The following is a 24051-nucleotide window of genomic DNA, read 5'->3' on the forward strand; positions in this document are numbered from 1 at the left end:
AAAATGACCACACTGTCCTTTGAAGCAGCCGGAGCAGCACGTGCAGCAGTAGATGCCCATGTGCCCGAACTCGTGGGCGACGAAGTAGCGTCGCGCCTGGTAGCCCAGGACCCCACTCTCTGGGGTCCTGACGCCGAAGCTGAGGCGTCGATCCGCCTGGGCTGGCTGAACCCGGGGGAAAGTTCCCGGCCGCTGCTGGGACAGATTGCGGCGCTTCGGGAGGAGCTCGCCGCCGAGTCGGTGACCCGCGTGGTCCTGGCCGGCATGGGCGGCTCCTCCCTGGCGCCGGAGGTTATTACCCGCACAGCGGGAGTGGACCTGACGGTCCTGGATTCCACCGACCCGGACGTGGTGGCAGCCGCCCTGGGTGAGCGACTGGCGGAAACCGTGATTGTGGTGTCCTCCAAGTCCGGCTCCACCGTAGAGACGGACTCCCAGCGCCGGGTCTTCGAACAGGCCTTTACCGATGCCGGGATTGACGCCAAGTCCCGCATCGTCGTCGTGACCGATCCCGGATCACCCCTGGATGCAGCCGCGCGGGAAGCCGGCTACCGTGCCGTCTTCAACGCCGACCCGAACGTGGGCGGACGTTACTCGGCGCTGACCGCCTTCGGGCTGGTGCCTTCCGGCCTGGCCGGGGCCGACATCGAAACCCTGCTGGACGACGCGGAAATGACCGTGGAGATCCTGCGCGATGACGCTCCGGACAACATGGGCCTGGAGCTCGGCGCAGCGCTGGGCGGTACCGAGCCGCTGCGCAACAAGATTGTCATTGTGGACGAAGGTTCCGGACTGGCAGGTTTCCCCGACTGGGCCGAGCAGCTGATCGCCGAGTCCACGGGCAAGCTCGGGACCGGTGTGCTGCCCGTTGTCGTTGAGGCCGGCGCACCGGAGATCACCTCGGACGCGGCCGACATCCTGACCGTACGCATTGTCCCCGCGGACTCCGAGGCACTCCCGGAAGGAAACCAGGTGCTGGTTGCGGGCAGCCTCGGCGCACAAATGGTGCTGTGGGAGTTTGCCACGGCCGTGGCCGGACGCCTGCTGCACATCAATCCGTTTGACCAGCCGGACGTGGAAGCCGCCAAAAAAGCGGCACGCGGACTGCTGGATGCGACCCCGGAGCCCACGGAACCCGCCTTTATTGACGGTTCCGTTGAGGTTCGCGGCCCGGCGTCCCTGCTGGGAACGGCCAACACCCTGCGCGGTGCACTGACGGCGCTGCTGGGCGAACTGGGGCCGGAGGGCTACCTGAGTGTCCAGGCCTACCTGGACCGCGACCGGCAGGCTGGCCTGGCCGATATCCGTGCCGACCTCGCGGCTGCCACCGGCCGTCCGGTGACCTTCGGGTGGGGACCGCGGTTCCTGCACTCCACCGGCCAGTTCCATAAGGGCGGACCGGCGGAAGGCGTCTACCTGCAGATCACCGGCCGTCCCGCCACCGACGTCGCGATCCCCGACCGGCCCTTCACTTTCGGCGAGCTCATCAGCGCCCAGGCCGCCGGCGATGCCTCCGTGCTGGCCGATCAGGGCCGCCCCGTGCTGCGCCTGCACCTGCTCAACCGCGAGGAGGGCGTCCGCGAAATCGAAAACGTCGTGCGGTCCCTCTCTGCTCAAGGCGGTAACAAGTAAATGGCCGCAAAGGAGAAGACCGGCAGGAGGAACCCGCTCCGGGATCCGCGGGACCGGCGGCTGAGCCGGATCGCCGGGCCGTCCTCCCTGGTAATCTTCGGGGTGACCGGAGACCTGGCGCGGAAGAAACTGATCCCTGCCGTCTATGACCTGGCCAACCGCGGGCTGCTTCCGCCGAGTTTTTCGCTGGTCGGTTTCGGCCGCCGGCCCTGGAGCCACGAGGAGTTCGCCGCGCAGGTGAAGGAGTCGGTGCAGGCCCACGCCCGCACCGACTTCAACGAGAACGTCTGGAAGCAGCTGGCCGAAGGTATCCGTTTCGTTGAAGGCGGTTTCGACAGCGACGAGGCTTTCGGACAGCTCAAGGCAACACTGGAAGACCTCGACGCCCAACGCGGAACGCGCGGCAACCATGCCTTCTACCTTTCCGTCCCGCCCAAGTCCTTCGAACAGGTCTGCCAACAGCTCTCCGAACACGGGCTGGCGAAAACCTCGCAGGGCAAGTGGCGGCGGGTGGTGATCGAGAAGCCGTTCGGCCACGACCTGAAGTCCGCACGCGAACTGAACAACGTGGTGGAATCGGTGTTCCCGGCCGACTCGGTGTTCCGCATCGACCATTACCTGGGCAAGGAAACCGTCCAGAACATCCTGGCCCTGCGGTTCGCCAACCAGCTGTTCGAACCAATCTGGAACGCCAACCACGTGGACCACGTGCAGATCACCATGGCGGAGGACATCGGCATCGGCGGGCGCGCCGGCTATTACGACGGCGTGGGTGCGGCCCGCGACGTCATCCAGAACCACCTGCTCCAGCTGCTGGCACTCACCGCCATGGAAGAGCCCATCTCCTTTGACGCTGACCACCTGCGGGCTGAGAAGGAAAAGGTCCTGGCTGCGGTCCGGCTGCCCAAGGACCTCTCCCGCAGCTCGGCACGGGGCCAGTACACCGGCGGCTGGCAGGGCGGTGAAAAGGTCACCGGTTTCCTGGAGGAGGAGGGCTTCAATCCCGAATCCAGGACTGAAACCTTCGCCGCCATCCGCCTGGACATCAACACGCGCCGGTGGGCCGGTGTCCCGTTCTACCTGCGTGCCGGCAAGCGGCTCGGCCGCCGCGTCACGGAGATCGCCGTGGTCTTCAAACGCTCCCCCAATCTGCTGTTCCGTGAGCACAATGATGACGATTTCGGCCAGAATGCGGTTGTGATCCGGGTGCAGCCGGACGAAGGCGCCACCATCCGGTTCGGCTCCAAGGTGCCCGGGACCCAGATGGAGGTCCGCGACGTGTCGATGGACTTCGGCTACGGCCATTCCTTCACCGAATCCAGTCCCGAAGCCTACGAACGGCTCATCCTGGACGTGCTGCTGGGCGAACCGCCGCTCTTCCCCCGCCATCAGGAAGTGGAGCTGTCCTGGAAGATTGTGGATCCCTTCGAGGAGTACTGGGCATCGCTCGATGAGCAGCCTGAGCCGTATGCCCCGGGCAGCTGGGGTCCCGACTCCGCCAACGAACTGCTTGCCCAAGATGGAAGGACCTGGAGAAGGCCGTGATAGTAGACCTGCCGGACACCACTACGTCCAAGGTGTCCAAGGAAATAGTTGCCATGCGCGAAAAGGGCGGCGTGGTGACTCTTGGCCGGGTGCTGACTCTGGTGGTGGACACGCAGCCCGACTTCGTCGAAGAGGCCATTGCTGCAGCCAACGAAGCCAGCCGGGAACACCCCTGCCGGATTATCGTGCTTGCCGAAGGCAGCTCCGCTGATCCCACCCGGCTCGATGCGCAGATAAGGGTCGGCGGAGACGCCGGCGCCTCCGAGGTTATTGTCCTGTCCGGGCACGGGGAACTTGCCGGTGAAAGCGAGTCCCTGGTCTCGGCGCTGCTGCTGCCGGATGCGCCCATTGTGGTGTGGTGGCCGCACGGCGTTCCGGAGAACCCGGCAGAGACTCCGCTGGGGTGCATAGCGCACCGGCGGATTACCGACGCTGCGACCGAGCCCAACCCCAAGGAGGCGCTGCTGCACCTGGCGGATACCTATGCGGCGGGCGATACGGACCTGAGCTGGACGCGGCTGACCAACTGGCGGGTCCAGCTGGCAGCCGTCCTTGACGGCGCAGGATCGTCGCCGGTGCAATCCGCCGTGGTCGAAGGTGCTTCGGATTCGGCCAGCACTTTCCTGCTCGCCGCGTGGCTGAAGAAGGCCCTGGCCGTACCGGTGGAAATCATCGAAGGCGAAGCGGGCACTGGAATCCACCGGGTGCAGTTCCGCAGGCCGGAGGGAGACGTGGTGCTGGCACGCCCTGACCAGGTCACGGCCCACCTTACCCAGCCCGGCCAGCCCGAACAGCAGATTTCGCTTCCGCGGCGTACCCTGCGGGACTGCCTCGCCGAGGAACTGCGCCGGCTGGACCCGGACGAAGTGTTTGGAGAAGTACTCACTGAGGGACTGGCCGCGTGCCTGTCCCAGGAAGGGGCCAGCGCATGAGGCACTCCCCCAACGGCGTCAGCATCCACCCGGACCCGCAGGCACTGGTCTCGGCCATTGCTGCCCGTCTGATCACCAAACTCGTTGACGTGCAAAGCCGCCGGGGCGAGGCCACGGTGGTTCTCACGGGTGGAAGCGTGGGGATCGCCGCGCTGGAGGCCGTCACTGCGAATCCTGCCCGGACTGCGGTGGACTGGACCCGCGTCAACTTCTGGTGGGGCGATGAACGGTTCCTGCCGCAGGGCGATCCGGAGCTGAACTCCCTTCAGGCCAGGCAGGCCATGCTGGCACCCCTTGGGGTTCCGGCCGAACGCATTCATGCCGTGGCCACGTCCAACGAGGTAGCGACAGTGGAAGAAGCGGCAGCGGATTATGCCCTGCAGCTGGCCGAAGCGGCCGCAGCCGAGGAGCTTGCTCAGGGTTTCGAGCCGGTTGACCCGCGGCTGCCCCGCTTCGATGTACTGCTGCTCGGTGTCGGTCCGGATGCGCACATTGCCTCACTCTTCCCGGAAATGCCGGGGGTGCGGACGGTCGGTGCAACCACCGTGGCAGTTCGGGACGCGCCCAAGCCGCCGCCGGAACGTATCTCCCTGACCCTGGAAACGATCAATACCGCTGAAGAGGTCTGGCTGGGAGTTGCCGGCGACGATAAGGCCGGCGCCGTGGGCCTGGCCCTGGCAGGCGCCGGACCCATCCAGGTGCCGGCAGCCGGTGCCCGCGGGCGAACCAAGACCCGCTGGCTCATCGACCAGGCGGCAGCAGCCCAGCTCTCCCGCCGCCTGCTCGATTCCGAGCAGGAGCACGCCGGCACGGACGACGACGAGGAATAAGGCACCACAGCACAGGAAAGGCCCCCGGCGAAACCGCCGGGGGCCTTTCCTGTGGTGAGTCTGTTATTAGGCTTCGCCGGCGAAGCGCTGGATCAGGCCGAGGGCCACGATGACCAGGCCCCAGGCCAGTGCAAGCCCCACCGTGAAACGGTTCAGGTTCTTTTCCGCAACGCCGGAGGAACCGAGGCTGCTGGTCATGCCGCCGCCGAACATGTCCGACATGCCGCCGCCGCGTCCCTTGTGCAGCAGGATCAGCAGGGTCAGCAGCAGGCTCGTGATGGCAAGAAGCACCAGCAGGATGATCTTCAGAATTTCCACTTACGGCCTTTCGGGTGACTCATGGATTGGGGACGCCGCTGCGGCGCCCTTCAGCGGCAGTTCAGTCAGTCACCAGATGTTGTTCGAACCTGACAATATTAGCAAACTCGCCTACATCCAAACTGGCGCCGCCCACCAGCACGCCGTCTACGTCACGCTCGCCCAGAATACTGGCGGCATTGGCAGCCTTGACCGAGCCGCCGTACAGCAGGCGCGTCCTGGCTGCAGTGGCGTCGTCGTACAGATCCGCGATTTCCGCGCGGATGGCAGCGCACATTTCCTGAGCGTCCTCCGGGCCTGCGACTTCACCGGTGCCGATGGCCCATACGGGTTCGTAGGCGATGACGAGGTTGGCCACCTGCTCCGCGTCGAGGCCCGAAAGATCCTTGCGGACCTGCTCCAGGGTGTGAAGCACGTGGTCCCCGGCCTGGCGGACTTCAAGGCCCTCACCGACGCAGAGCACGGGCACGAGGTTATGCCGGTAGGCCGCCTTGAGCTTCTCGTTCAGCAGCTCATCGCTTTCTCCATGGACGGAGCGGCGTTCGCTGTGGCCCACCAGGACGTAGCTGCAGCCGAGCTTGGACAGGAACTGACCGGAAACGTCGCCGGTGTACGCGCCGGAATCAAACGGAGACAGGTCCTGAGCGCCGTACTCCACCTTGAGCTTGTCGCCCTGGACCAGGGTCTGGGTGCTGCGGAGGTCGGTGAACGGCGGGAACACCACTACCTCCACCCGTCCGAAGTCGTGGCGGGCGTCGCTGAGCGTCCAGGCCAGCTTCTGCAGCAGGGTGATGCCCTGGACGTGGTCCATGTTCATCTTCCAGTTGCCGGCGATCAGGGGTGTGCGGTCGAACTTCCCGTTCGTGGAGGTTGTCATGGTTGCTCCGGTTTCTAACTCGCGGTGCACCGGCCGTGCGGGCCGGGCGGGATGGGACATGCAGGTGCGGGCCCGCGCCGGTTACCCGGCGGCGGACCCGCACCGAAAAACTACTTATCCAGGACGGTGAGGCCCGGCAGGGCCTTGCCTTCCAGGTATTCGAGGCTGGCGCCGCCGCCAGTGGAAATGTGCCCGAAGTCCGCTTCGGAGAAGCCCAGCTTGCGGACAGCCGCCGCGGAGTCGCCGCCGCCGACAACGCTGAAGCCGGAGGAGTCCTTGAGCGCCTGGGCAACGGCACGCGTGCCGTTGGCAAAGGCTTCGAACTCGAACACACCCATGGGTCCGTTCCAGAAAATGGTCCGGCCCTTGCCGATGTGTTCGGCAAACGCGTCCGCGGAGTCGGGCCCGATATCCAGGCCGATGCCCGAAGCACCAAAACGGCTGGACTCCATGGCATCGGCAGGGACGGTGGCAACATCGGCGTCGGCGGCGAACTTATCCGCCACCACGATGTCGGTCGGCAGGACAAATTCGCAGCCGACCTCCTTGGCACGGCTCAGGTATCCCTTAACATTCTCGATCTGGTCTGCCTCCAGCAGGGAGGCACCCACCTGGTGGCCCTGGGCGGCCAGGAAGGTGAAGACCATGCCGCCGCCCACCAGCAGGTAGTCGGCACGGTCCATCAGGTTCTCAATGACGGCGAGTTTGTCCGAAACCTTCGATCCGCCCAACACCACCACATAGGGCTTTTCGGGGTTTTCGGTCAGGCGCTTGAGCACCTGGACCTCGGTGTGCACCAGATCCCCTTCATAGGCGGGCAGGATCTCAGCGATGTCGTAGACGCTGGCATGCTTGCGGTGGACGGCGCCGAAGGCATCATCCACGTACGCGCCGCGATCTCCGGTCAGTGCCGCAAGGTCCCGCGCCAGGGCCTGCCGTTCGCCGTCGTCCTTGGACGTCTCCCGGGGGTCGAAGCGGATGTTCTGCAGCACCAGCACGGACCCTGCGGCCAGGGAGCCTGCCAGTTCCCGTGCGCTGTCCCCCACCACGTCTTCGGCGAACTCCACCGCGAACGGGGAAAGTTCGTCAAGCCGCTCGACGGCGGGGCGCAGCGAATACTTCTCGTCGGGCGTGCCCTTGGGGCGGCCGAGGTGCGCCATGACAATGACTTTTGCGCCGTGTTCCACGAGCTTCTGAAGCGTGGGAATGGAAGCCCGGATACGGCCGTCATCGGTGACGCGGCCGTCCGCCAGCGGCACGTTCAGGTCCGAGCGGACCAGGACGTACCTGCCTTCGACGCCGTCACTGATCAGGTCGGAGAGAGTTTTGACAGTCATTTCTACCTTTGCGTGCGGTCGGTTAAAGTTTCGAGGCGACGAGGGACGTCAGGTCCACCAGGCGGCAGGAGTAGCCCCACTCGTTGTCGTACCAGCCCACAACCTTCACCTGGTTGCCCATCACCCGGGTGAGCCCGGAATCGAAGATGCAGGAGGCCGGATCGGTGACGATGTCGGAGGAGACAATAGGCTCGTCCGTGTAGCGCAGGATGCCCGCCAGCGGACCGTTGGCCGCCGTCTTGTAGACATCGTTGATCTCCTCAACCGTGGCTTCGCGGCCGACTGTCACGGTCAGGTCCGTCACCGAGCCGGTGGGAACCGGAACCCGGAGGGCGAACCCGTCCAGCTTGCCGTCCAGTTCGGGAAGCACCTGCCCGATGGCCTTTGCAGCACCGGTGGTGGTGGGCACAATGTTCAGGGCGGCGGCACGGGCCCGGCGCAGGTCACGGTGCGGGCCGTCCTGGAGGTTCTGGTCTGCGGTGTAGGCGTGCACGGTGGTCATCAGGCCGCGTTCAATGCCGAAGGCTTCGTGGAGCACCTTGGCCAGCGGGCCGAGGCAGTTGGTGGTACAGGAGGCGTTGGAAATAATGTTCTGGGTGGCGGGATCATAGTCCGCATCATTGACCCCCATCACGATGGTGATGTCTGAGCCCTTGCCCGGTGCGGAAATCAGCACTTTCTTGGCGCCCGCATCCAGGTGCTTCTTCGCGTCTTCGGCCTTGGTGAAGAAACCGGTGGACTCAATAACGATGTCTACGCCCAGATCCGACCAGGGCAGGTTTGCGGGGTCGCGTTCCGCCAGGACCTTGATGGTTTTGCCTCCAACAACAATGTTGCCGTCCCGTACTTCAAGGTCGGCTCCCAGCCGGCCGGTCACGGAATCGTACTTCAGCAGGTGGGCGAGGGTTTCCGGGCTGGTGAGGTCATTGACGGCGACGATGTCGAGGTCCGCGTTCTGCTCCAGTGCGGCACGGAAGTAGTTGCGGCCGATACGTCCGAATCCGTTGATTCCAACACGAGTAGTCACTTTTCTGTCTCCTTGATAAGGGGTCAATTGAGAACTGAGTGACCTCGGTAAGAAGCCACCGGACTGACTGCGGCCTGACAACCTCCGCTTGGGGAACAAATCCGGCCGCGGCGCCGTGTCTCCGTCCTGCCCGGATGCCGGAGCATCGGGCAGGACGGTGACCTACGGAATATCTTACGCGTCACAGTCTCCGTAGGGACCGGGACGGCAGCACATTGGTGCTGTTTGGGTACGGACTAGGCCGGGACGATCAGGCCCTTGGCACCGGTGCGGGCAGCGTCGAAGCGTGCTGCGACATCGGCCCAGTTGACAATGTTCCAGAAGGCCTTGACGTAGTCAGCCTTGACGTTGACGTAGTCCAGGTAGAAGGCGTGCTCCCACATGTCCAGCATCAGCAGCGGAATGGTGCCGACGGGGACGTTGCCCTGCTGATCGTAGAGCTGCTCGATGACCAGGTTCTTGCCCAGCGGTTCGTAGGCCAGGATGGCCCAGCCGGAGCCCTGGATGGAGTTGGCCACAGCGGTGAACTGGCCACGGAACTTGTCGAAGGATCCGAAGAACTCGTCGATGGCCGCTGCGAGTTCGCCTTCGGGCTTGTCGCCGCCGTCCGGGGACATGTTGTTCCAGAAGATGCTGTGGTTGGTGTGGCCGCCCAGGTGGAAGGCCAGATCCTTGGAGAGCTTCGTCATGGTGCCGAACTCGCCCTTTTCGCGGGCTTCGGCCATCTGTGCCAGTGCCGTGTTGGCGCCTGCTACATAAGTGGCGTGGTGCTTGTCATGGTGCAGTTCCATGATGCGCGCGGAGATGTGGGGTTCCAGGGCTGCGTAGTCGTACGGCAGTTCCGGCAGTGTGTATTCGTTCACGAAAATCCTCCGTTGATATGTCGGATCGATGATCCGGACGGAATGCCCGTCCGGAAACTCATGGTGCCGCCAAAAGGCAGCATGCTTAGTCCATCCTATGCAATATCGCTATTCATCCAACATTTCCGGCGTGACACTGGACTCAGTACCCGGAATCCCCAGTTCAGCTGCCCTCTTGTCGGCCATGGCAAGCAGCCGCCGGATCCGGCCGGCGATGGCGTCCTTGGTCATGGGCGGTTCGGCCAGGTGGCCCAGTTCGTCGAGGCTGGCCTGCTTGTGTGCCACGCGCAGCTCCCCCGCGTAGCGCAGGTGCTCGGGCACGTCCTCGCCCAGGATTTCCAGGGCACGCTCCACACGGGCGCCGGCAGCGACGGCGGCCTGGGCCGAACGGCGCAGATTCGCGTCGTCGAAATTGGCGAGCCGGTTTGCGGTGGCCCGCACTTCCTTGCGCATCCGCCGTTCCTCCCACACCATCAGCGCATCGTGGGCGCCCATCCGGGTAAGCAGGGCGGCGATGGTGTCGCCGTCGCGGATCACCACGCGGTCCACTCCGCGGACCTCGCGTGCCTTGGCGGAAATGCCGATCCGGCGGGCGGAACCGACCAGGGCGAGGGCGGCCTCGGGTCCCGGGCAGGTAACTTCCAGGGAGGAGGAACGGCCGGGCTCGGTGAGGGACCCGTGTGCCAGGAAGGCGCCCCGCCAGACGGCTTCGGCGTCGGCTGCGGAGCCGTTGACCACCACTGAGGGCAGGCCGCGGACGGGACGGCCGCGGGAGTCGAGCAGCCCGGTTTGCCGGGCCAGGGATTCGCCGTCCTTGACTACGCGCACCACGTAGCGGTTTCCGCGGCGCAGGCCGCCGCCGGAGACCACAATGATGTCGCTGGCATGCCCGTAGACCTCCGCGATGGCCGAGCGGAGCCGGCGGGCGGTGGAAGCAAGGTCCACTTCGGCTTCGATGACTATGCGTCCGGAGATGATGTGAAGCCCCCCGGCAAAACGCAGCATCGCCGATACTTCAGCCTTGCGGACTGAGGATTTTTTTACCTCGAGGCGCGAAAGTTCCTCTTTTACTGCTGCGGTCAGCGCCACAAAAACACTCCTAAATCTCCCCAAACATATCGTGGAAGGCGGTCGCGAGGCGGAGCGGATCATGGATCGGACGCCCCGATGCTGCCCCCACCTTACCGAAGACCGCGCGGCCGCCCAGTTCGGCGACGGCCTCTTCGAACGCTTCCCGGTCCCCTACCACTGACGGATCCACCAGGACGGCATCCACCTTGAACTCCGGGGCGTAACGCCGGATCACAGCCAGGTGGTCCACGGCGCTCATGCCCGCGGTTTCCGTGGTTTCGTTGCTCAGGTTCATCGTCAGGCAACGCTTGGCGGAGGTGGCGCAGAGCGCATCACGCAGCTGCGGCAGCATCAGGTGCGGAAGCACCGAGGTGTACCAGGACCCCGGGCCGAGGATGACCCAGTCGGCAAGGTCGATTGCCTCCAGGGCAGCCGGGCAGGCCGGTGCGTCGGCCGGCAGCAGCCTGACCTCATGGACGTTGCTGCGGGTTCCGGCGGCGGCCAGGCGGGCCTGCCCGGTTACCGTCTCGATCCGGGTGCCGGCAGCGGTCCGCCGGATCACGTCGCCTTCAATGGTCAGCGGCAATGTGGACATCGGCAGTACCTGGCCGCGGGCACCGAGCAGCGCACCGGCCCACTGCAGTCCGGCTACCGGATCCCCCAGCAGCTCCCAGAGGGTGACAATCAGCAGGTTGCCCAGGGCATGGTCGTCCAGTGAACCGTCCACACCCGGACGGGAGCGGAAGCGGTGCTGCATCACGTCACGCCAGGTCCTGCCCCAGTCGGTGTCGTCGCAGAGCGCGGCCAGCGCCATCCGGAGGTCTCCGGGCGGCAGGACACCGAGCTCCCGGCGCAGGCGGCCCGAGGACCCGCCGTCGTCGGCCACGGTGACGACGGCGGTGAGGTCGGTGGTGAGCAGCCGAAGGGCAGACAGGGACGCAGAGAGGCCGTGGCCGCCGCCCAGGGCGACAACGGATCCGGCCTTACCGGGTTCCTCCCGTCCCTTCGCCTCCGGTATCAGCGGCAGCGGTCCGGTGAGAAAGGACATTATTCGCGCCCCAGATCCCGGTGGTGGGAGCTGACGGTGACGCGTGGAAGCTGGGCCAGGCGCTTGGCCAGCTCTTCGGTAACCGCTACGGAGCGGTGCTTGCCGCCGGTGCAGCCCACGGCAATGGTGGCGTAGTGCTTGTTCTCCCGGCGGTAGCCGTCGATGACCGGCTCCAGGGCTTCCACGTAGCGGTCCAGGAAGTCGGCGGTTCCCTTGGCCTGCAGGACATAGTCCCGGACATTCTCGTCCAGCCCGGTGTGCGGGCGCAGCTGCGGGACCCAGTGCGGGTTGGGGATGAAGCGGACATCCGCCACGTAGTTCGCGTCCACGGGCAGTCCGTATTTGAAGCCGAAGCTCATCACGTTCAGGCGCAGCACAATGGGACCGGACTCGGTAAACAGCTCGGTGACGGTGGTGGCCAGCGCGTGCACGTTCAGCTTGGAGGTATCCACCACGACGTCGGAGCTGTCCCGCAGCTCGGCAAGCACCTCGCGTTCGGAGGCGATGCCATCCAGGATGCTGCCGTCCCCCTGAAGGGGGTGCGGGCGCCGGCCCTGTTCAAACCGGCGGACCAGGGTTGCGTCGTCGGCGTCGAGGAAGAGCACCCGGTAGGCGACGCCCGCGGCACGCAGGTTCCGCAGGGCTTCCTGGATGTCCCGGAAGAGCTCCTTGCTGCGGACATCGATGACGACGGCCAGCTTGGGGATGGACTGCGGCATCCTGGACACCAGTTCGGTGAGGGTGCCCAGCATCAGCGGCGGGAGGTTCTCCACCACGTACCAGCCGTGGTCCTCGAGCGCATTCGCAGCCGTGCTGCGTCCGGCGCCGGACATGCCCGTGACAACGAGCAGCTCGGATTCCTCGGGCTTGACTATGGACAAGCCGTCCTCTTGCGTCATGTGGTGTGATCCCATCCTGTTGCACTGCCTGGCCCTGCCCGGAAAGGCATCATCCGTTCCCGCGACACGCCGGTTTCCCAGCGTAGCTAAGTTTCCAGGATTTCGCCGGTGGACATGTTCACTGCCGGTGCCGCCTCCGCCTTGGAACTATCGGCCAGACGGCTGCGGAGGTTAGCAGCCATGGCCGGTCCGATGCCGGGAACCTGCTGCAGTTCCTCCTCGGAGGCAGCCCGGAGTTTCTTCACTGAGCCAAAGTGCTTGAGCAGGGCCTGCCGCTTGGCGGGGCCCAGGCCCGGGACCTCGTCCAGGAGCGAAGCGGTCATGGACTTGCCGCGCTTCTGGCGGTGGAAGGTGATGGCAAACCGGTGCGCCTCGTCGCGGATACGCTGCAGCAGGAACAGTGCTTCGGAGGCGCGGGGCAGGATCACCGGGAAATCGCTGTCCGGGACCCAGACCTCCTCGAGGCGTTTCGCCAGACCAACCACCTGCACGTCGGTGATGCCCAGGTCCGCCAGTGCCCTGGAGGCCGCGGCAACCTGGGGCTGGCCGCCGTCGACCACCACCAGGTTCGGCGGATAGGCGAACTTGGTGCGCGGCGCCGGGGTCAGGGTATCCGTGAGCGGCTGCACGTCGGTTGCGCCGTCGTCGAGACGCTCTGCCGGCAGTTCCTGCGGGGCATCCGGATCAGCTGCCGGATCCGCGTTTTCAGCCAGGTAGTTGCGGAAGCGCCGCGAAATGACGTCATACATGGAGGCAGTGTCATCACGTGCGGCTTCTCCGGTGATGGAGAACTTCCGATAGTCGGATTTCTTGGGCAGGCCGTCTTCGGCCACCACCATGGAGGCCACTACATTGGTGCCGGAGACGTGGGAGATGTCATAGCATTCGATCCGCAGCGGAGCCGCGTCCAAGTCCAGGGCCTCCTGGAGCTCCTGCAGGGCGGCAGAGCGCGTGGTGATGTCGCCCGCCCGGCGGCTCTTGTGCAGCCGGAGGGCATCGGAGGCGTTGCGGGCCACGGTTTCCATGAGCGCTTTTTTGTCGCCGCGCATGGGCACCCGGATGTCCACCCGCGCGCCCCGCAGGCCGTGCAGCCACTCGGCCAGTTCCTCGGCATTGGGGGGAAGCACCGGGACCAGGACCTGGCGCGGAATGCGGTCCGTGGAATTCGCCTCGCCGTAGACCTGCTGGATCAGGTGCTCCACCAGATCCGCGGTGTCGTTGTCCTCCACCTTTTCCACCACCCAGCCGCGCTGTCCGCGGATGCGCCCGCCGCGGACGTGGAAGACCTGGGCTGAGGCCTCCAGCTCATCCTCTTCGAGGGCGAAAATGTCCGCGTCAGTGTCTTCGCTGAGCACTACGTTGTTGCGCTCGAACACTTTACGCAGTGCGGAAATGTCGTCGCGGAGACGGGCCGCGGTCTCATAGTCCAGTTCGGACACCGCGGCCTGCATCTCCTTTTCCAGGCTGGAGATGAACCGTTTGCCCTCCCCTGCCATGAAATCGCACAGCTCGGCGGCGAGCTGGCGGTGGTCTTCGGGGCTGATCCTCCCCACGCAGGGGGCGGCGCACTTGTCGATGTAGCCGAGCAGGCAGGGCCGGCCGGTGCGTTCGGCGCGCTTGAAAACGCCGCTGCTGCAGGTGCGCACCGGAAAGACGCGGAGCAGCGTGTCCAGGGTTTCCCGGATGGCTTTGGCCGGGTAGAAGGGCCCGAAATAGCGGGTGTCCTTGCGCCGGTCGCCGCGCATCACCTGGGCGCGGGGGTACTTCTCCCCCATGGTCACGGCCAGGTAGGGGTAGGACTTGTCGTCCCGGAACATGATGTTGAACCGCGGATTGAATTCCTTGATCCACGTGTATTCAAGCTGCAGTGCTTCCAGCTCGGTTCCCACCACGGTCCACTCCACGCCGGCGGCAGTGTGCACCATGGCCCTGGTTTTGGGCATCAGGCCGCGCGGATTGGCGAAGTAGGAGTTCAGTCGGGAGCGGAGGTTCTTGGCCTTGCCCACGTAGATGATCCGGCCGTGTTCATCCCGGAAACGGTAAACGCCCGGGGCCGTGGGGATCTCCCCTGTTTTTGGCCGGTAGGTTGCTGGATCTGCCACTGTTCCATCCTACGTTCGCCTCCGCGGCGTCCCCGACGTACGGCCGGCGTTTCGCGGGACGCTGAACCCCGCGGGCTACCCCTCGGGCCGGTTGCGGTTGTAACTCTCCGCGCGCTCCTGGCCGGTGAGTTCGGCGATGGCGTCCATGACCCGGTCCGTGGCCTGCCGGCGCGCCGGAAGGGCATGTTCGGGTCCGGTCTTCTGGAAGTACAGCGGCGCACCGACCCTCAGGGTGAAGTGCCCCGGCTTCACGGTCTTTTTGCCCGCCGGCTGCAGGTTCTCCGTGCCGATCAGGCCCACCGGAACCACGGGGGCACCGGAGGTCAGTGCCAGCCAGCCGACGCCGGTCCGGCCGCGGTAGAGCAGCCCGTCCCGTGAGCGGGTGCCCTCGGGGTAGATGCCTACCCCTCCGCCGTCCTCGAGGATGTCCAGCAGGGTCCGGAGGGCTGCCACACTGGCGGCCTGCTGGTCACGCTGCACCGGGATGGACCCCACGCCTTCAAAGAAGCTCTTCATGGCGTAGCCCTTGAGGCCCGTGCCGGTGAAGTACTCGGCCTTCGCGAAGAACCCGACCCGCCGCGGCAGCAGCGCCTGCACCAGGACGCTGTCCAGGAAGGAGAGATGGTTGCAGGCCACAATGAAGGGTCCGCTGGACGGTACGTTCTCCAGTCCGGTGATGGTGGGCCGGCACAGGCCGCCCACAAGGCCGCGGATACTGGTCCGCGTGAGGTTATAGAGCGCCATGGAGCGCCGGTCCGTTCTCAGCGGAGCGCAGTACCGCATCCACCAGTTCCGCGGCGGTATCCACCACAACGGCGGCGCCGGCTCCGTCCAGTTCGCCCGGGGCTGCGAAGCCCCAGGACACACCGATGCAGTCCAGTCCGTTGGCGTGTGCACCCTCGACGTCGTGGCGCCTGTCGCCGATCATCACGGCCGCGTCGTAGCTCCCGGCGTGCCGTTCCAGGGCCGCACGGATAATGCTGCGCTTGCCGTCCAGTGCGGCGGCGGCCTGTTCATCCGCCGGTGAGCCGTGCACGGAGGCGAAGAGTCCACCCATCTCCTGCACTCCGAGGAGTTCCACGGCCAGGGCCTCCGGCTTCTGGGTGGCAACGGCCACCGTGTGCAGGGCGCCCAGCCGCTCGACGGCGTCGCGGATCCCCGGGTAGGGACGGCTCTGTGCCATCCCGGCGGACCGGTAGCCGGTGCGGTATTGCCGGATAACCTCTTCGACCCGGCTTTCCGGTACGCCTGCGATATCCCGCAGGGAGGTCACGAGGGCGGGGCCCACCATCCGCTGCAGGTCCGCGTCAGCCGGAACCGGAAGGCCGCAGGCGGACAGGGCGGCACTGATACCGCCGGTGATGGCGCCGTTGGGGTCAACCAGCGTTCCATCGAGATCAAAGAGCACCAAGAGCCGGGGAGAAGTCACGGCCCAAGTTTGGCATACAGGGAAGGACTAAGGGAAAAAGGTATACCAATAATGGAATATGTCGGCGGCGGTTATATTCCGCAGAAGTGTCTGTGGCAGCGTCGCGCCGTGCCCGGGCAACACGGCATGGCCGGGCCAAACATCACGCGGTCCGGAAGACGGGAATGCCCCCGGACAGTCCGCCGAAACGGACCGCCCGGGGGCATCATGGCGCCCTGCCGCAGAACGGCTACGGGTTGAGGATCTCCGCGAGGAACGTGGCCGTGTGGCTGCCCTCCACCTTGGCCACCTTCTCCGGGGTGCCGGAGGCCACGACCCTGCCGCCGCCGTTGCCGCCGTCGGGACCCAGGTCAATGATCCAGTCCGCGCTCTTGATCACGTCGAGGTTGTGCTCAATGGTGATCACGGTGTTGCCCTTGTCCACCAGACCCTGCAGCACTTCCAGCAGCTTGCGGACGTCCTCGAAGTGCAGGCCGGTGGTCGGCTCGTCCAGGACGTAGATGCTGCGGCCGTTGGAGCGCTTCTGCAGCTCGCTCGCCAGTTTCACGCGCTGCGCCTCGCCGCCGGAGAGCGTGGTGGCCGGCTGGCCGAGCCGGACGTAGCCCAGGCCCACGTCCACCAGCGTGTTCAGGTGCCGGGAGATGGGACCGAACGCTGCGAAGAACTCCGCTGCTTCCTCGATCGGCATGTCCAGCACCTCGGCAATGTTCTTGCCCTTGTAGTGGACTTCCATGGTTTCCCGGTTGAACCGGGCGCCGTGGCACACCTCGCAGGGCACGTACACGTCCGGCAGGAAGTTCATCTCGATCTTGAGCGTGCCGTCGCCGTGGCAGGCTTCGCAGCGCCCGCCCTTGACGTTGAAGGAGAACCGGCCCGGCAGGTAGCCGCGCACCTTCGCCTCATTGGTCTCCGCGAAAAGCTTGCGGATGTGGTCCCAGACGCCGGTGTAGGTGGCCGGGTTGGAACGCGGCGTGCGGCCGATGGGGCTCTGGTCCACGTGGATGACCTTGTCCAGCTGCTCCAGGCCCTCCACCCGGGTGTGCCGGCCGGCCACATGCTTGGCGCCGTTGAGCTTGTTCGCCATGGTCTTGTAGAGGATGTCGTTGATCAGCGTGGACTTGCCCGAGCCGCTGACACCGGTCACCGCCGTGAACACGCCCAGCGGAATGTCCACGTTCAGGTTCTGCAGGTTGTTTTCCCGCGCGCCCACGATCTTCAGCTGGCGGGACTTGTCCACCTTGCGCCGTTTGGCCGGGATCTCAATCTTCTTCCGGCCGGAAAGGTAGGCACCGGTAATGGAGCGTTCGTTGGTGAGCAGCTCAGCCAACGGACCGGAGTGCACAATCTCGCCGCCGCGCTCACCGGCACCGGGTCCGACGTCAACAATCCAGTCCGCTTCATGGATGGTGTCTTCGTCGTGCTCCACCACAATCAGGGTGTTGCCCAGGCTGCGCAGCCGGGTCAGGGTTTCGATCAGCCGCCGGTTGTCCTTCTGGTGCAGGCCGATGGACGGCTCGTCGAGCACGTACAGCACGCCCACCAGGCCGGAACCGATCTGGGTGGCCAGGCGGATGCGCTGTGCCTCGCCGCCGGAGAGGGTGGCCGCCGGCCGGTTCAGGCTCAGGTATTCGAGTCCGACGTCGAGCAGGAACGTCAGCCGCGCCTGGATCTCCTTGAGTACGTTGCTGGCGATCTGTGCTTCCCGTCCGGTGAGGGTCAGGCTGCCCAGGAACTCGGCGGCCTCACGGAGCGGTAGGGCGCTGATCTCGGCAATGTTGCGGCCGTTGATCAGCACGGAGAGGGAGGCAGGGTTCAGCCGCGCTCCCCCGCACTCGGGGCAGGCGATTTCGCGCATGTACTCCTCGTACCGGTCCCGGGCATGGTCCGATTCGGTTTCCAGGTGCTTGCGGTGGATGTACTGGATGACGCCTTCGAAGCCGGTGCTGTACTTGCGTTCGCGGCCGAAGCGGTTCCGGTACTGGACCACCACCTTGTGGTCCTTGCCGTTGAGGACTGCCTCGCGCGCCTTGGCGGACAGCTTCTTCCACGGGGTGTCCATGGAAAAGCCCATGTCCTTGGCCAGGCCTTCAAGCAGCCGGTTCCAGTATTCGGTGGTGGCGGCGCCCAGTGACCAGGGAGCGATGGCGCCTTCGGCCAGGGACTTGGACGGGTCCGGAATGATCAGGTCCTCATCCACCTCCAGCTTGGAGCCGATGCCGGTGCAGACCGGGCAGGCACCGAAGGGGTTGTTGAAGGAGAAGGAGCGCGGCTCAATCTCGTCAATGGCCAGCGGGTGCTCGTTCGGGCAGGCCAGGTTTTCGGAGAAGGCCCGGGTGCGGTCCTCACTGTCCTCGGGCAGGTCCACGAAGTCGACCACTATCCGGCCATCGGCCAGGGCCAGGCCGGTTTCCACCGAGTCGGTGAGCCGCTGCCGGATGCCGTCCTTGGCTACGAGGCGGTCCACCACCACTTCGATGTTGTGCTTGATCTGCTTGCCGAGCTTGGGCGGGTCGGAGAGCTGGATCTGCTTGCCGTCCACCCGGGCACGGGAGTAGCCCTTGGCGGCAAGTTCCTTGAACAGGTCCACAAATTCGCCCTTGCGGCCGCGGACCACCGGGGCGAGGACCTGGTAGCGGGTACCTTCTTCAAGCTCCAGGAGCTGGTCCACAATGGCCTGCGGGGTCTGCCGGCTGACCGGCTCGCCGCAGACGGGGCAGAACGGGCGTCCCACGCGTGCCCAGAGCAGGCGCATGTAGTCATGGATCTCGGTGATGGTACCCACGGTGGAACGCGGGTTCTTCGATGTGGACTTCTGGTCAATCGAGACCGCAGGCGAGAGGCCTTCGATGAAGTCGACGTCGGGCTTGTCCACCTGGCCCAGGAACATGCGGGCGTAGGCGGAAAGCGATTCGACGTAGCGGCGCTGTCCTTCCGCAAAGATGGTGTCGAAGGCCAGCGACGACTTTCCGGAGCCGGACAGGCCGGTGAACACGATCATGGCGTCCCGGGGCAGATCCAGGTCAACGTTCCGGAGGTTGTGCTCGCGCGCCCCCTTCACTACCAGTCGGGACAGATCATTGGCAGTATGCGGCGCAAACACAGTGTCCGCCGTCGTGAGAGTCGATTTAGGCACGTTTTCCACTCTAGTTCAAACACCGATTCGAAAACGTATTCGAGCAGCCGAGTTTCGCCGCAGGCGAAGAGCAGCAGCCTTACTGCAGGGCGGCGCGCACCAGCGCGACGGCGTCGTCCGCGGGAATGCCGTTGGCGCGGGCCGCGTCGGCAAACACCCGGGCGGCCTCGGCTACCCGGCTGCGGCCGGCGTCACCGGCGGCGGCCACCACTGTTCCCGCCCGGGAGCGGGTGGTGACCACCTGGGCCTGTTCCAGCTCCCGGTAGGCCCGCGCCACCGTGTTGACCGCAAGCCCAAGGTGGCCTGCCAGCGCGCGGACCGGCGGCAGCCGGGTGCCCACGGCGAGCCGGCCCTCGTTAACGGCGTCCAGGATCTGCAGGCGCAACTGCTCGTACGGGGGGACCGAGCTTGCAGCGTCGATCCGAACCCAGGGCAGGACACCGGGATCGGTGACGGTGGAGGGCGATTCAGGGCCGGTGCCGGGCGCGGGAGTCATGATGCCATGCTAGTGCCCGTCCGGTGTGGACGGCGCAGCGGCCGCCTCAGCACCCCCGGCCGATTCCACTGCAGGTCCGGCGAACTGGGAGCGGTACAGCTCGGCATAGAAGCCCTCGGCAGCGAGCAGCGCGTCATGGACACCCTGCTCCACAATCTCTCCGTTGCGCACCACCAGGATGACGTCCGCGTCGCGGATGGTGGAGAGCCGGTGCGCAATCACGAAGCTGGTCCGGTCCTGACGGAGGGCATTCATTGCCATCCGGATGGCCACCTCGGTGCGGGTGTCCACGGAGCTGGTTGCCTCATCCAGCACCAGGATGGCCGGGTCGGAGAGCCAGGCGCGGGCGATTGTCAGCAGCTGCCGCTGGCCCTGGCTCAGGGATCCGCCGTCATAGCCCAGCACGGTGTCATAGCCTTCCGGCAGGGAGCGGACAAAGTGGTCCACGTGCGTAGCCAGTGCAGCGGCATGGATCTGCTCGTCCGTGGCCCCGGGGGCGCCGTAGGCCAGGTTTTCGCGGACGGTGCCCTCAAAGAGCCAGGCGTCCTGCAGCACCATGCCGATCCGGCTGCGCAGCTCTTCGCGGCTCAGCCGGGCAATGTCCACGCCGTCAATGGTGATGCGTCCGGCATCAACGTCATAGAAGCGCATCAGCAGGTTCACGAGGGTGGTTTTGCCGGCACCGGTAGGACCGACAATCGCCACCGTCTGCCCCGGTTCGGCGACAAAGGAAAGATCCTTGATGAGCGGCGCTTCAGGACTGTAGCTGAAGGACACGTCTTCGAAGGCCACCCGTCCGCGCACCTTGTCCAGATGTTCCGGGTGCGCCGGATCCGGTTCCTGTTCCCGCGCATCCAGCAGCGCGAACACGCGTTCGGCCGAGGCGACGCCGGACTGGAGCATGTTGATCAGCCCGCCCAGCTGGCCAAGGGGCTGGCTGAACTGCCGGCTGTACTGCACAAAGGCCTGGACCCCGCCGATGGACAGCTGCCCGCCGGCCACCTGCAGCCCGCCCACCACGGCCACTGCCACGTAGTTCAGGTTCGAGATGAACATCATCGCCGGCATGATGATGCCGGAAACGAACTGTGCCCGAAATGCTGACCGGAACAGACGGTCATTGGCCGGCGCGAATCCTTCAATCACCCGTTCCTGTTGCCCGAAGGCCTTCACCACGTCCTGGCCGGTGAACATTTCCTCGATATAGCCGTTCACCTCACCGGTGGATTTCCACTGCGTTTTGAACTCCGCCTGCGAGCGCCGGGCAATGAGTACCGTCACCAGGGCGGAGACCGGAACCGTGACCACGGCGATCAGCGCCAGCAGCGGGGAAATGGAGAGCATCATCGCCAGGACACCAATGATGGTCAGCACGGAAGTGACTATCTGGGTGAGGCTCTGCGAGAGGGTCTGGGCCAGGTTGTCGATGTCATTGGTGACCCGGCTCAGGACATCTCCGCGCGACTGCTGCTGGAAGTGGGACATGGGCAGGCGGAACAGCTTGCCGTCCACGTCGCGCCGCAGCCGGTACATGGCGTTCTGGACAATACGGGCCGTGAGCCGGGCCTGGAACCAGCCGAAGACGAAGGCCGCCAGGTAGATCGCCAGGACGCCCAGCAGGATCCCGCCCAGCCGGCCGAAGTCCAGCCCCTGCCCGGGCACCACGTCCATGGCGGCGAGCATGTCAGCCAGTTCCCGCTCCCCCGAGGCCCGCAGGGCCTCCACCTGGGCATCCTTGGACATTCCCGCCGGCAGGCTGTTCCCGATGAAGCCGTCGAAGATGACGTTGGTGGCTTCCCCCAGGATTCGCGGGGCACTGACCGCGAGCGCCACCGAGACGACGGCGGCCAGCATCACGGCGGCCACGCGGAGCCGGTCCGGTGCCATCAGGACCAGGATGCGCCGGACACTGGCGGCAAAGTTCTCGGGTTTCGCCGTTGCCGGGGCTCCCGGGCGTCCTCGCATGCCCGCCCCGTGCCCGCTCACGCGACCTCCTCGGCCGTGAGCTGGGAGGCGACGATTTCCCGGTACGTCGGGGAGGACTCCATCAGCTCGGTGTGGGTTCCCTGCCCTACGACCCGTCCCTCCTCCAGGACCACTATCCGGGCAGCGTCGGTGATGGTGTTGACCCGCTGGGCCACCACCACCACGGTGGCGTTCCGGGTCTGCGGTTTCAGGGCGCTGCGCAGCCGCGCGTCGGTGGCAAAGTCCAGGGCGGAGAAACTGTCATCGAAGAGGTAGATCGAGGGCCGCACCACCAGGGCACGGGCAATGGCCAGGCGCTGGCGCTGTCCCCCGGAGAAATTGGCACCGCCCTGTTCCACCGGATGGTCCAGCCCGCCGTCCCCGGCCCGGACGAAGTCTGCGGCCTGGGCGGTCTCCAGCGCTTCCCACAGTTCCGCGTCCGTTGCCTCCGGACGTCCGAAGCGCAGGTTGGAGGCAATGGTGCCGCTGAACAGGTAGGCCCGCTGCGGCACCAGGCCGATCCCGTGCCGCAGGGAGGCGAGGGTGACACCGGCAAGATCCTGGCCGTCCACGCTGACGGTGCCGGAAGTTGCATCAAGCAGGCGCGGCACCAGATTCAGCAGGGTGGTTTTCCCGGCCCCGGTGGAGCCGATGATGGCTGTGGTCTCCCCCGGCAGCGCCTCGAAGCTGATGCTGTGCAGCACCGGGCCCTCCGCCCCCGGATAGCTGTAGCCGACGTCGGTGAAGGTGAGCCGGCCGCCGTCGTACTCCAGTTCCGCCGCGTCCGGGGTGTCCGTGACGCTGGTGCGGGTATCCAGCACCTCGTAAATGCGCTCGGCACAGACTGCAGCGCGGGGCAGCATCATGATCAGGAACATGGACATCATCACGGCCATGAGGATTTGGATGATGTAGGCGATAAAGGCCGTCAGGGCGCCGATCTGCATTTGCCCGGCCTCAATCCGGAACGCGCCGAACCAGATCACGGCAACGGTGGCGAGGTTGGCCACCAACATGGCTGCCGGGAACAGCAGCGCCAGCAGCTGGCTGATCCGCAACTGGGTGCCGGTCAGGTCGGCGTTGGCCGAATCGAACCGCTGTTCCTCTGAGCGCTCGCGGATGAAGGCCCGGATAACGGCGATCCCCATGATCTGCTCCCGCAATACGGAGTTCACCCGGTCGATCTGCCGCTGCGCCCGCCGGAAAAGCGGGATCAGGCGCCGCAGGACCAAACCGATCACAACGAACAGCACCGGCAGGATCAGCAGCAGGATCCCGGAGAGCGGTATGTCCTGGTTCAGGGCCAGCAGCACCCCGCCAATGCCCATGATGGGCGCCGAGACCATCATGGTGAACGTCATCAGCAGCGTCATCTGGACCTGCTGCACGTCATTGGTGGTCCGGGTAATCAGTGACGGCGGCCCGAACAGGCCCACTTCGCGGGAGGAAAAGGTTTCCACGTTGGTGAACAGCTCGGAACGGATATTGCGGCCCGTGCTCATCGCCACCCGCGCGGCGAGGAACGTGGCAGCGATGGAACAGAGAATCTGGCCCGCCGTGACGGCGAGCATCCAGCCGCCCACCTCCATGATGACGCCGGTATCCCCGGTGACGACGCCGCGGTCAATGATGTCGGCGTTCAGGGTAGGCAGGTACAGCGTTGCCACAGTCTGCAGCAGCTGCAGCGCAACGACGGCGGCTACGGTGCCTTTGTAGGGAGCGAGGTACTGCCGGACCAGCCTCAGGAGCATCCTTGCAACCTACGCCCGTCTGCGGGTGCAGACAATAGCCCTGCGCAAGCACGTGCGGGAACGGCCTCGCTAGACTGGGCCGATGGAGAATCTGCAGAACATCACCATCCGGAGCGCGTCCGTGGGCACCATGGACAACAACGTTTATGTGCTCACCGACAAGGACACCGGCGCCCAGGTCCTTATTGATGCCGCTGATGATTTCGCCGCCATCCAGCGCCTGCTGGCCGAAGGGGCCGCCGATGCCCGGGTGCCGGCGAAGCTTGAACTGGTGATCACTACGCACAGCCACTGGGACCATGTCCGTGCGCTCGCCGAAACGGCGGCTGCCACCGGAGCGCGTACTGCCGCCGGGACGGAGGACATCGGGGACATCGAAGTACCCACCGTCCTGGCACTTGAACACGGCGACAGGGTGCCCTTTGGCGGCGCCGAACTTGAAGCACTCAAACTGCGCGGGCATACCCCCGGATCCGTGGCCCTGCTCTACCGGGAGCCGGACGCGCCGGCCCACCTCTTTACCGGTGACTCCCTGTTCCCCGGCGGCCTGGGCAACACGCAGAAGGACCCGGAACGCTTCGCGTCCCTGTACCGCGACGTATTCGAACGTATATTCGAATACCTTCCGGATGACACCGTGGTGCACCCCGGCCACGGCGCCGGCACCACTCTGGGGGCCGAACGGCCGCACCTGGCCGAATGGAAGGAACGCGGCTGGTAAAGGCGCACAACCCACGCTCCCCGTTGACCCTGCTTCGCGGCCGGCCGTACGCTCCAAAGGGGCCTGCCGGACCGA

The 24051-nt window shown here is 65.8% G+C and carries 20 protein-coding genes; 5 read left to right on the top strand and 15 right to left on the bottom strand.

The genetic code is table 11. The features are described 5' to 3' along the window. The first annotated feature begins 3 nt into the window (after nt 1-3). The 4 genes from AC5RVB_RS04090 to pgl are packed head-to-tail and all read left to right on the top strand — an operon-like array spanning nt 4 to nt 4939. Nucleotides 4-1632 (top strand): phosphoglucose isomerase-related protein, encoded by a 1629-nt coding sequence (locus tag AC5RVB_RS04090; RefSeq protein ID WP_494142038.1) that lies wholly within the window; start codon nt 4-6, stop codon nt 1630-1632. Continuing rightward, nucleotides 1633-3177: a glucose-6-phosphate dehydrogenase gene (gene zwf / locus AC5RVB_RS04095; protein ID WP_290245073.1), complete on the top strand. Its 1545-nt coding sequence runs from the start codon at nt 1633-1635 to the stop codon at nt 3175-3177. It abuts the gene before it with no gap. Beyond that, nucleotides 3174-4109 (top strand): glucose-6-phosphate dehydrogenase assembly protein OpcA, encoded by a 936-nt coding sequence (locus AC5RVB_RS04100; protein WP_290245074.1) that lies wholly within the window; start codon nt 3174-3176, stop codon nt 4107-4109. The genes zwf and AC5RVB_RS04100 overlap by 4 nt, the downstream gene beginning before the upstream one ends. Continuing rightward, a complete protein-coding gene (pgl, locus tag AC5RVB_RS04105) occupies nt 4106-4939 on the top strand; it encodes a 6-phosphogluconolactonase (RefSeq protein ID WP_227901913.1) in 834 nt (277 codons plus the stop codon). Before AC5RVB_RS04100 ends, pgl begins: the two co-directional genes overlap by 4 nt. A gap of 66 nt (nt 4940-5005) precedes the next feature. Here the strand turns inward: pgl and secG are convergent, their stop codons facing one another. The 15 genes from secG to AC5RVB_RS04180 form a co-directional block, all read right to left on the bottom strand. After that, nucleotides 5006-5257 carry a preprotein translocase subunit SecG gene (gene secG, locus AC5RVB_RS04110; protein ID WP_227901914.1) on the bottom strand — a complete coding sequence of 84 codons (252 nt, stop codon included), beginning with the start codon at nt 5255-5257 and terminating at the stop codon, nt 5006-5008. Nucleotides 5258-5318: 61 nt separating this feature from the next. Continuing rightward, nucleotides 5319-6134 carry a triose-phosphate isomerase gene (tpiA, locus tag AC5RVB_RS04115; RefSeq protein WP_227901915.1) on the bottom strand — a complete coding sequence of 272 codons (816 nt, stop codon included), beginning with the start codon at nt 6132-6134 and terminating at the stop codon, nt 5319-5321. 110 nt (nt 6135-6244) lie between these two features. Further along, entirely contained in the window at nt 6245-7471 is a 1227-nt protein-coding gene (locus tag AC5RVB_RS04120; protein WP_227927819.1) for a phosphoglycerate kinase, read from the bottom strand. 22 nt (nt 7472-7493) lie between these two features. Then, entirely contained in the window at nt 7494-8498 is a 1005-nt protein-coding gene (gap, locus tag AC5RVB_RS04125; protein ID WP_227901917.1) for a type I glyceraldehyde-3-phosphate dehydrogenase, read from the bottom strand. A 236-nt stretch (nt 8499-8734) separates the two neighbouring features. After that, a complete protein-coding gene (locus tag AC5RVB_RS04130) occupies nt 8735-9361 on the bottom strand; it encodes a superoxide dismutase (RefSeq protein ID WP_227901918.1) in 627 nt (208 codons plus the stop codon). 108 nt (nt 9362-9469) lie between these two features. After that, a complete protein-coding gene (gene whiA, locus AC5RVB_RS04135) occupies nt 9470-10450 on the bottom strand; it encodes a DNA-binding protein WhiA (protein ID WP_227901919.1) in 981 nt (326 codons plus the stop codon). 10 nt (nt 10451-10460) lie between these two features. Continuing rightward, nucleotides 10461-11480 (bottom strand): gluconeogenesis factor YvcK family protein, encoded by a 1020-nt coding sequence (locus AC5RVB_RS04140; protein ID WP_227927820.1) that lies wholly within the window; start codon nt 11478-11480, stop codon nt 10461-10463. After that, nucleotides 11480-12379: an RNase adapter RapZ gene (gene rapZ, locus AC5RVB_RS04145; RefSeq protein WP_494142039.1), complete on the bottom strand. Its 900-nt coding sequence runs from the start codon at nt 12377-12379 to the stop codon at nt 11480-11482. The genes AC5RVB_RS04140 and rapZ overlap by 1 nt, the downstream gene beginning before the upstream one ends. An 86-nt stretch (nt 12380-12465) precedes the next feature. Then, nucleotides 12466-14481 (bottom strand): excinuclease ABC subunit UvrC, encoded by a 2016-nt coding sequence (gene uvrC / locus AC5RVB_RS04150; protein WP_227927822.1) that lies wholly within the window; start codon nt 14479-14481, stop codon nt 12466-12468. Nucleotides 14482-14556: 75 nt separating this feature from the next. Next, entirely contained in the window at nt 14557-15225 is a 669-nt protein-coding gene (locus AC5RVB_RS04155) for a lysophospholipid acyltransferase family protein (protein WP_227927823.1), read from the bottom strand. Then, nucleotides 15212-15910, bottom strand: a complete 699-nt coding sequence (locus AC5RVB_RS04160) for an HAD hydrolase-like protein (protein WP_227927824.1) — start codon at nt 15908-15910, stop codon at nt 15212-15214. The genes AC5RVB_RS04155 and AC5RVB_RS04160 overlap by 14 nt, the downstream gene beginning before the upstream one ends. Nucleotides 15911-16139: 229 nt before the next feature. Then, nucleotides 16140-19043: an excinuclease ABC subunit UvrA gene (gene uvrA, locus AC5RVB_RS04165; RefSeq protein ID WP_227901925.1), complete on the bottom strand. Its 2904-nt coding sequence runs from the start codon at nt 19041-19043 to the stop codon at nt 16140-16142. 79 nt (nt 19044-19122) lie between these two features. After that, nucleotides 19123-19539 carry a GntR family transcriptional regulator gene (locus AC5RVB_RS04170; protein WP_227927825.1) on the bottom strand — a complete coding sequence of 139 codons (417 nt, stop codon included), beginning with the start codon at nt 19537-19539 and terminating at the stop codon, nt 19123-19125. Between the two features lie 9 nt (nt 19540-19548). Next, nucleotides 19549-21504, bottom strand: coding sequence for an ABC transporter ATP-binding protein (locus AC5RVB_RS04175; protein WP_227928079.1), 1956 nt, complete (start codon nt 21502-21504; stop codon nt 19549-19551). Between the two features lie 17 nt (nt 21505-21521). Beyond that, nucleotides 21522-23255, bottom strand: coding sequence for an ABC transporter ATP-binding protein (locus AC5RVB_RS04180; RefSeq protein WP_494142040.1), 1734 nt, complete (start codon nt 23253-23255; stop codon nt 21522-21524). Nucleotides 23256-23337: 82 nt separating this feature from the next. On the opposite strand from AC5RVB_RS04180, the gene AC5RVB_RS04185 reads away from it, so the two are divergent. After that, a complete protein-coding gene (locus tag AC5RVB_RS04185) occupies nt 23338-23976 on the top strand; it encodes an MBL fold metallo-hydrolase (RefSeq protein ID WP_227901928.1) in 639 nt (212 codons plus the stop codon). Nucleotides 23977-24051 lie beyond the last annotated feature (75 nt).

The organism is Arthrobacter sp. Y3225209, from assembly GCF_059090685.1.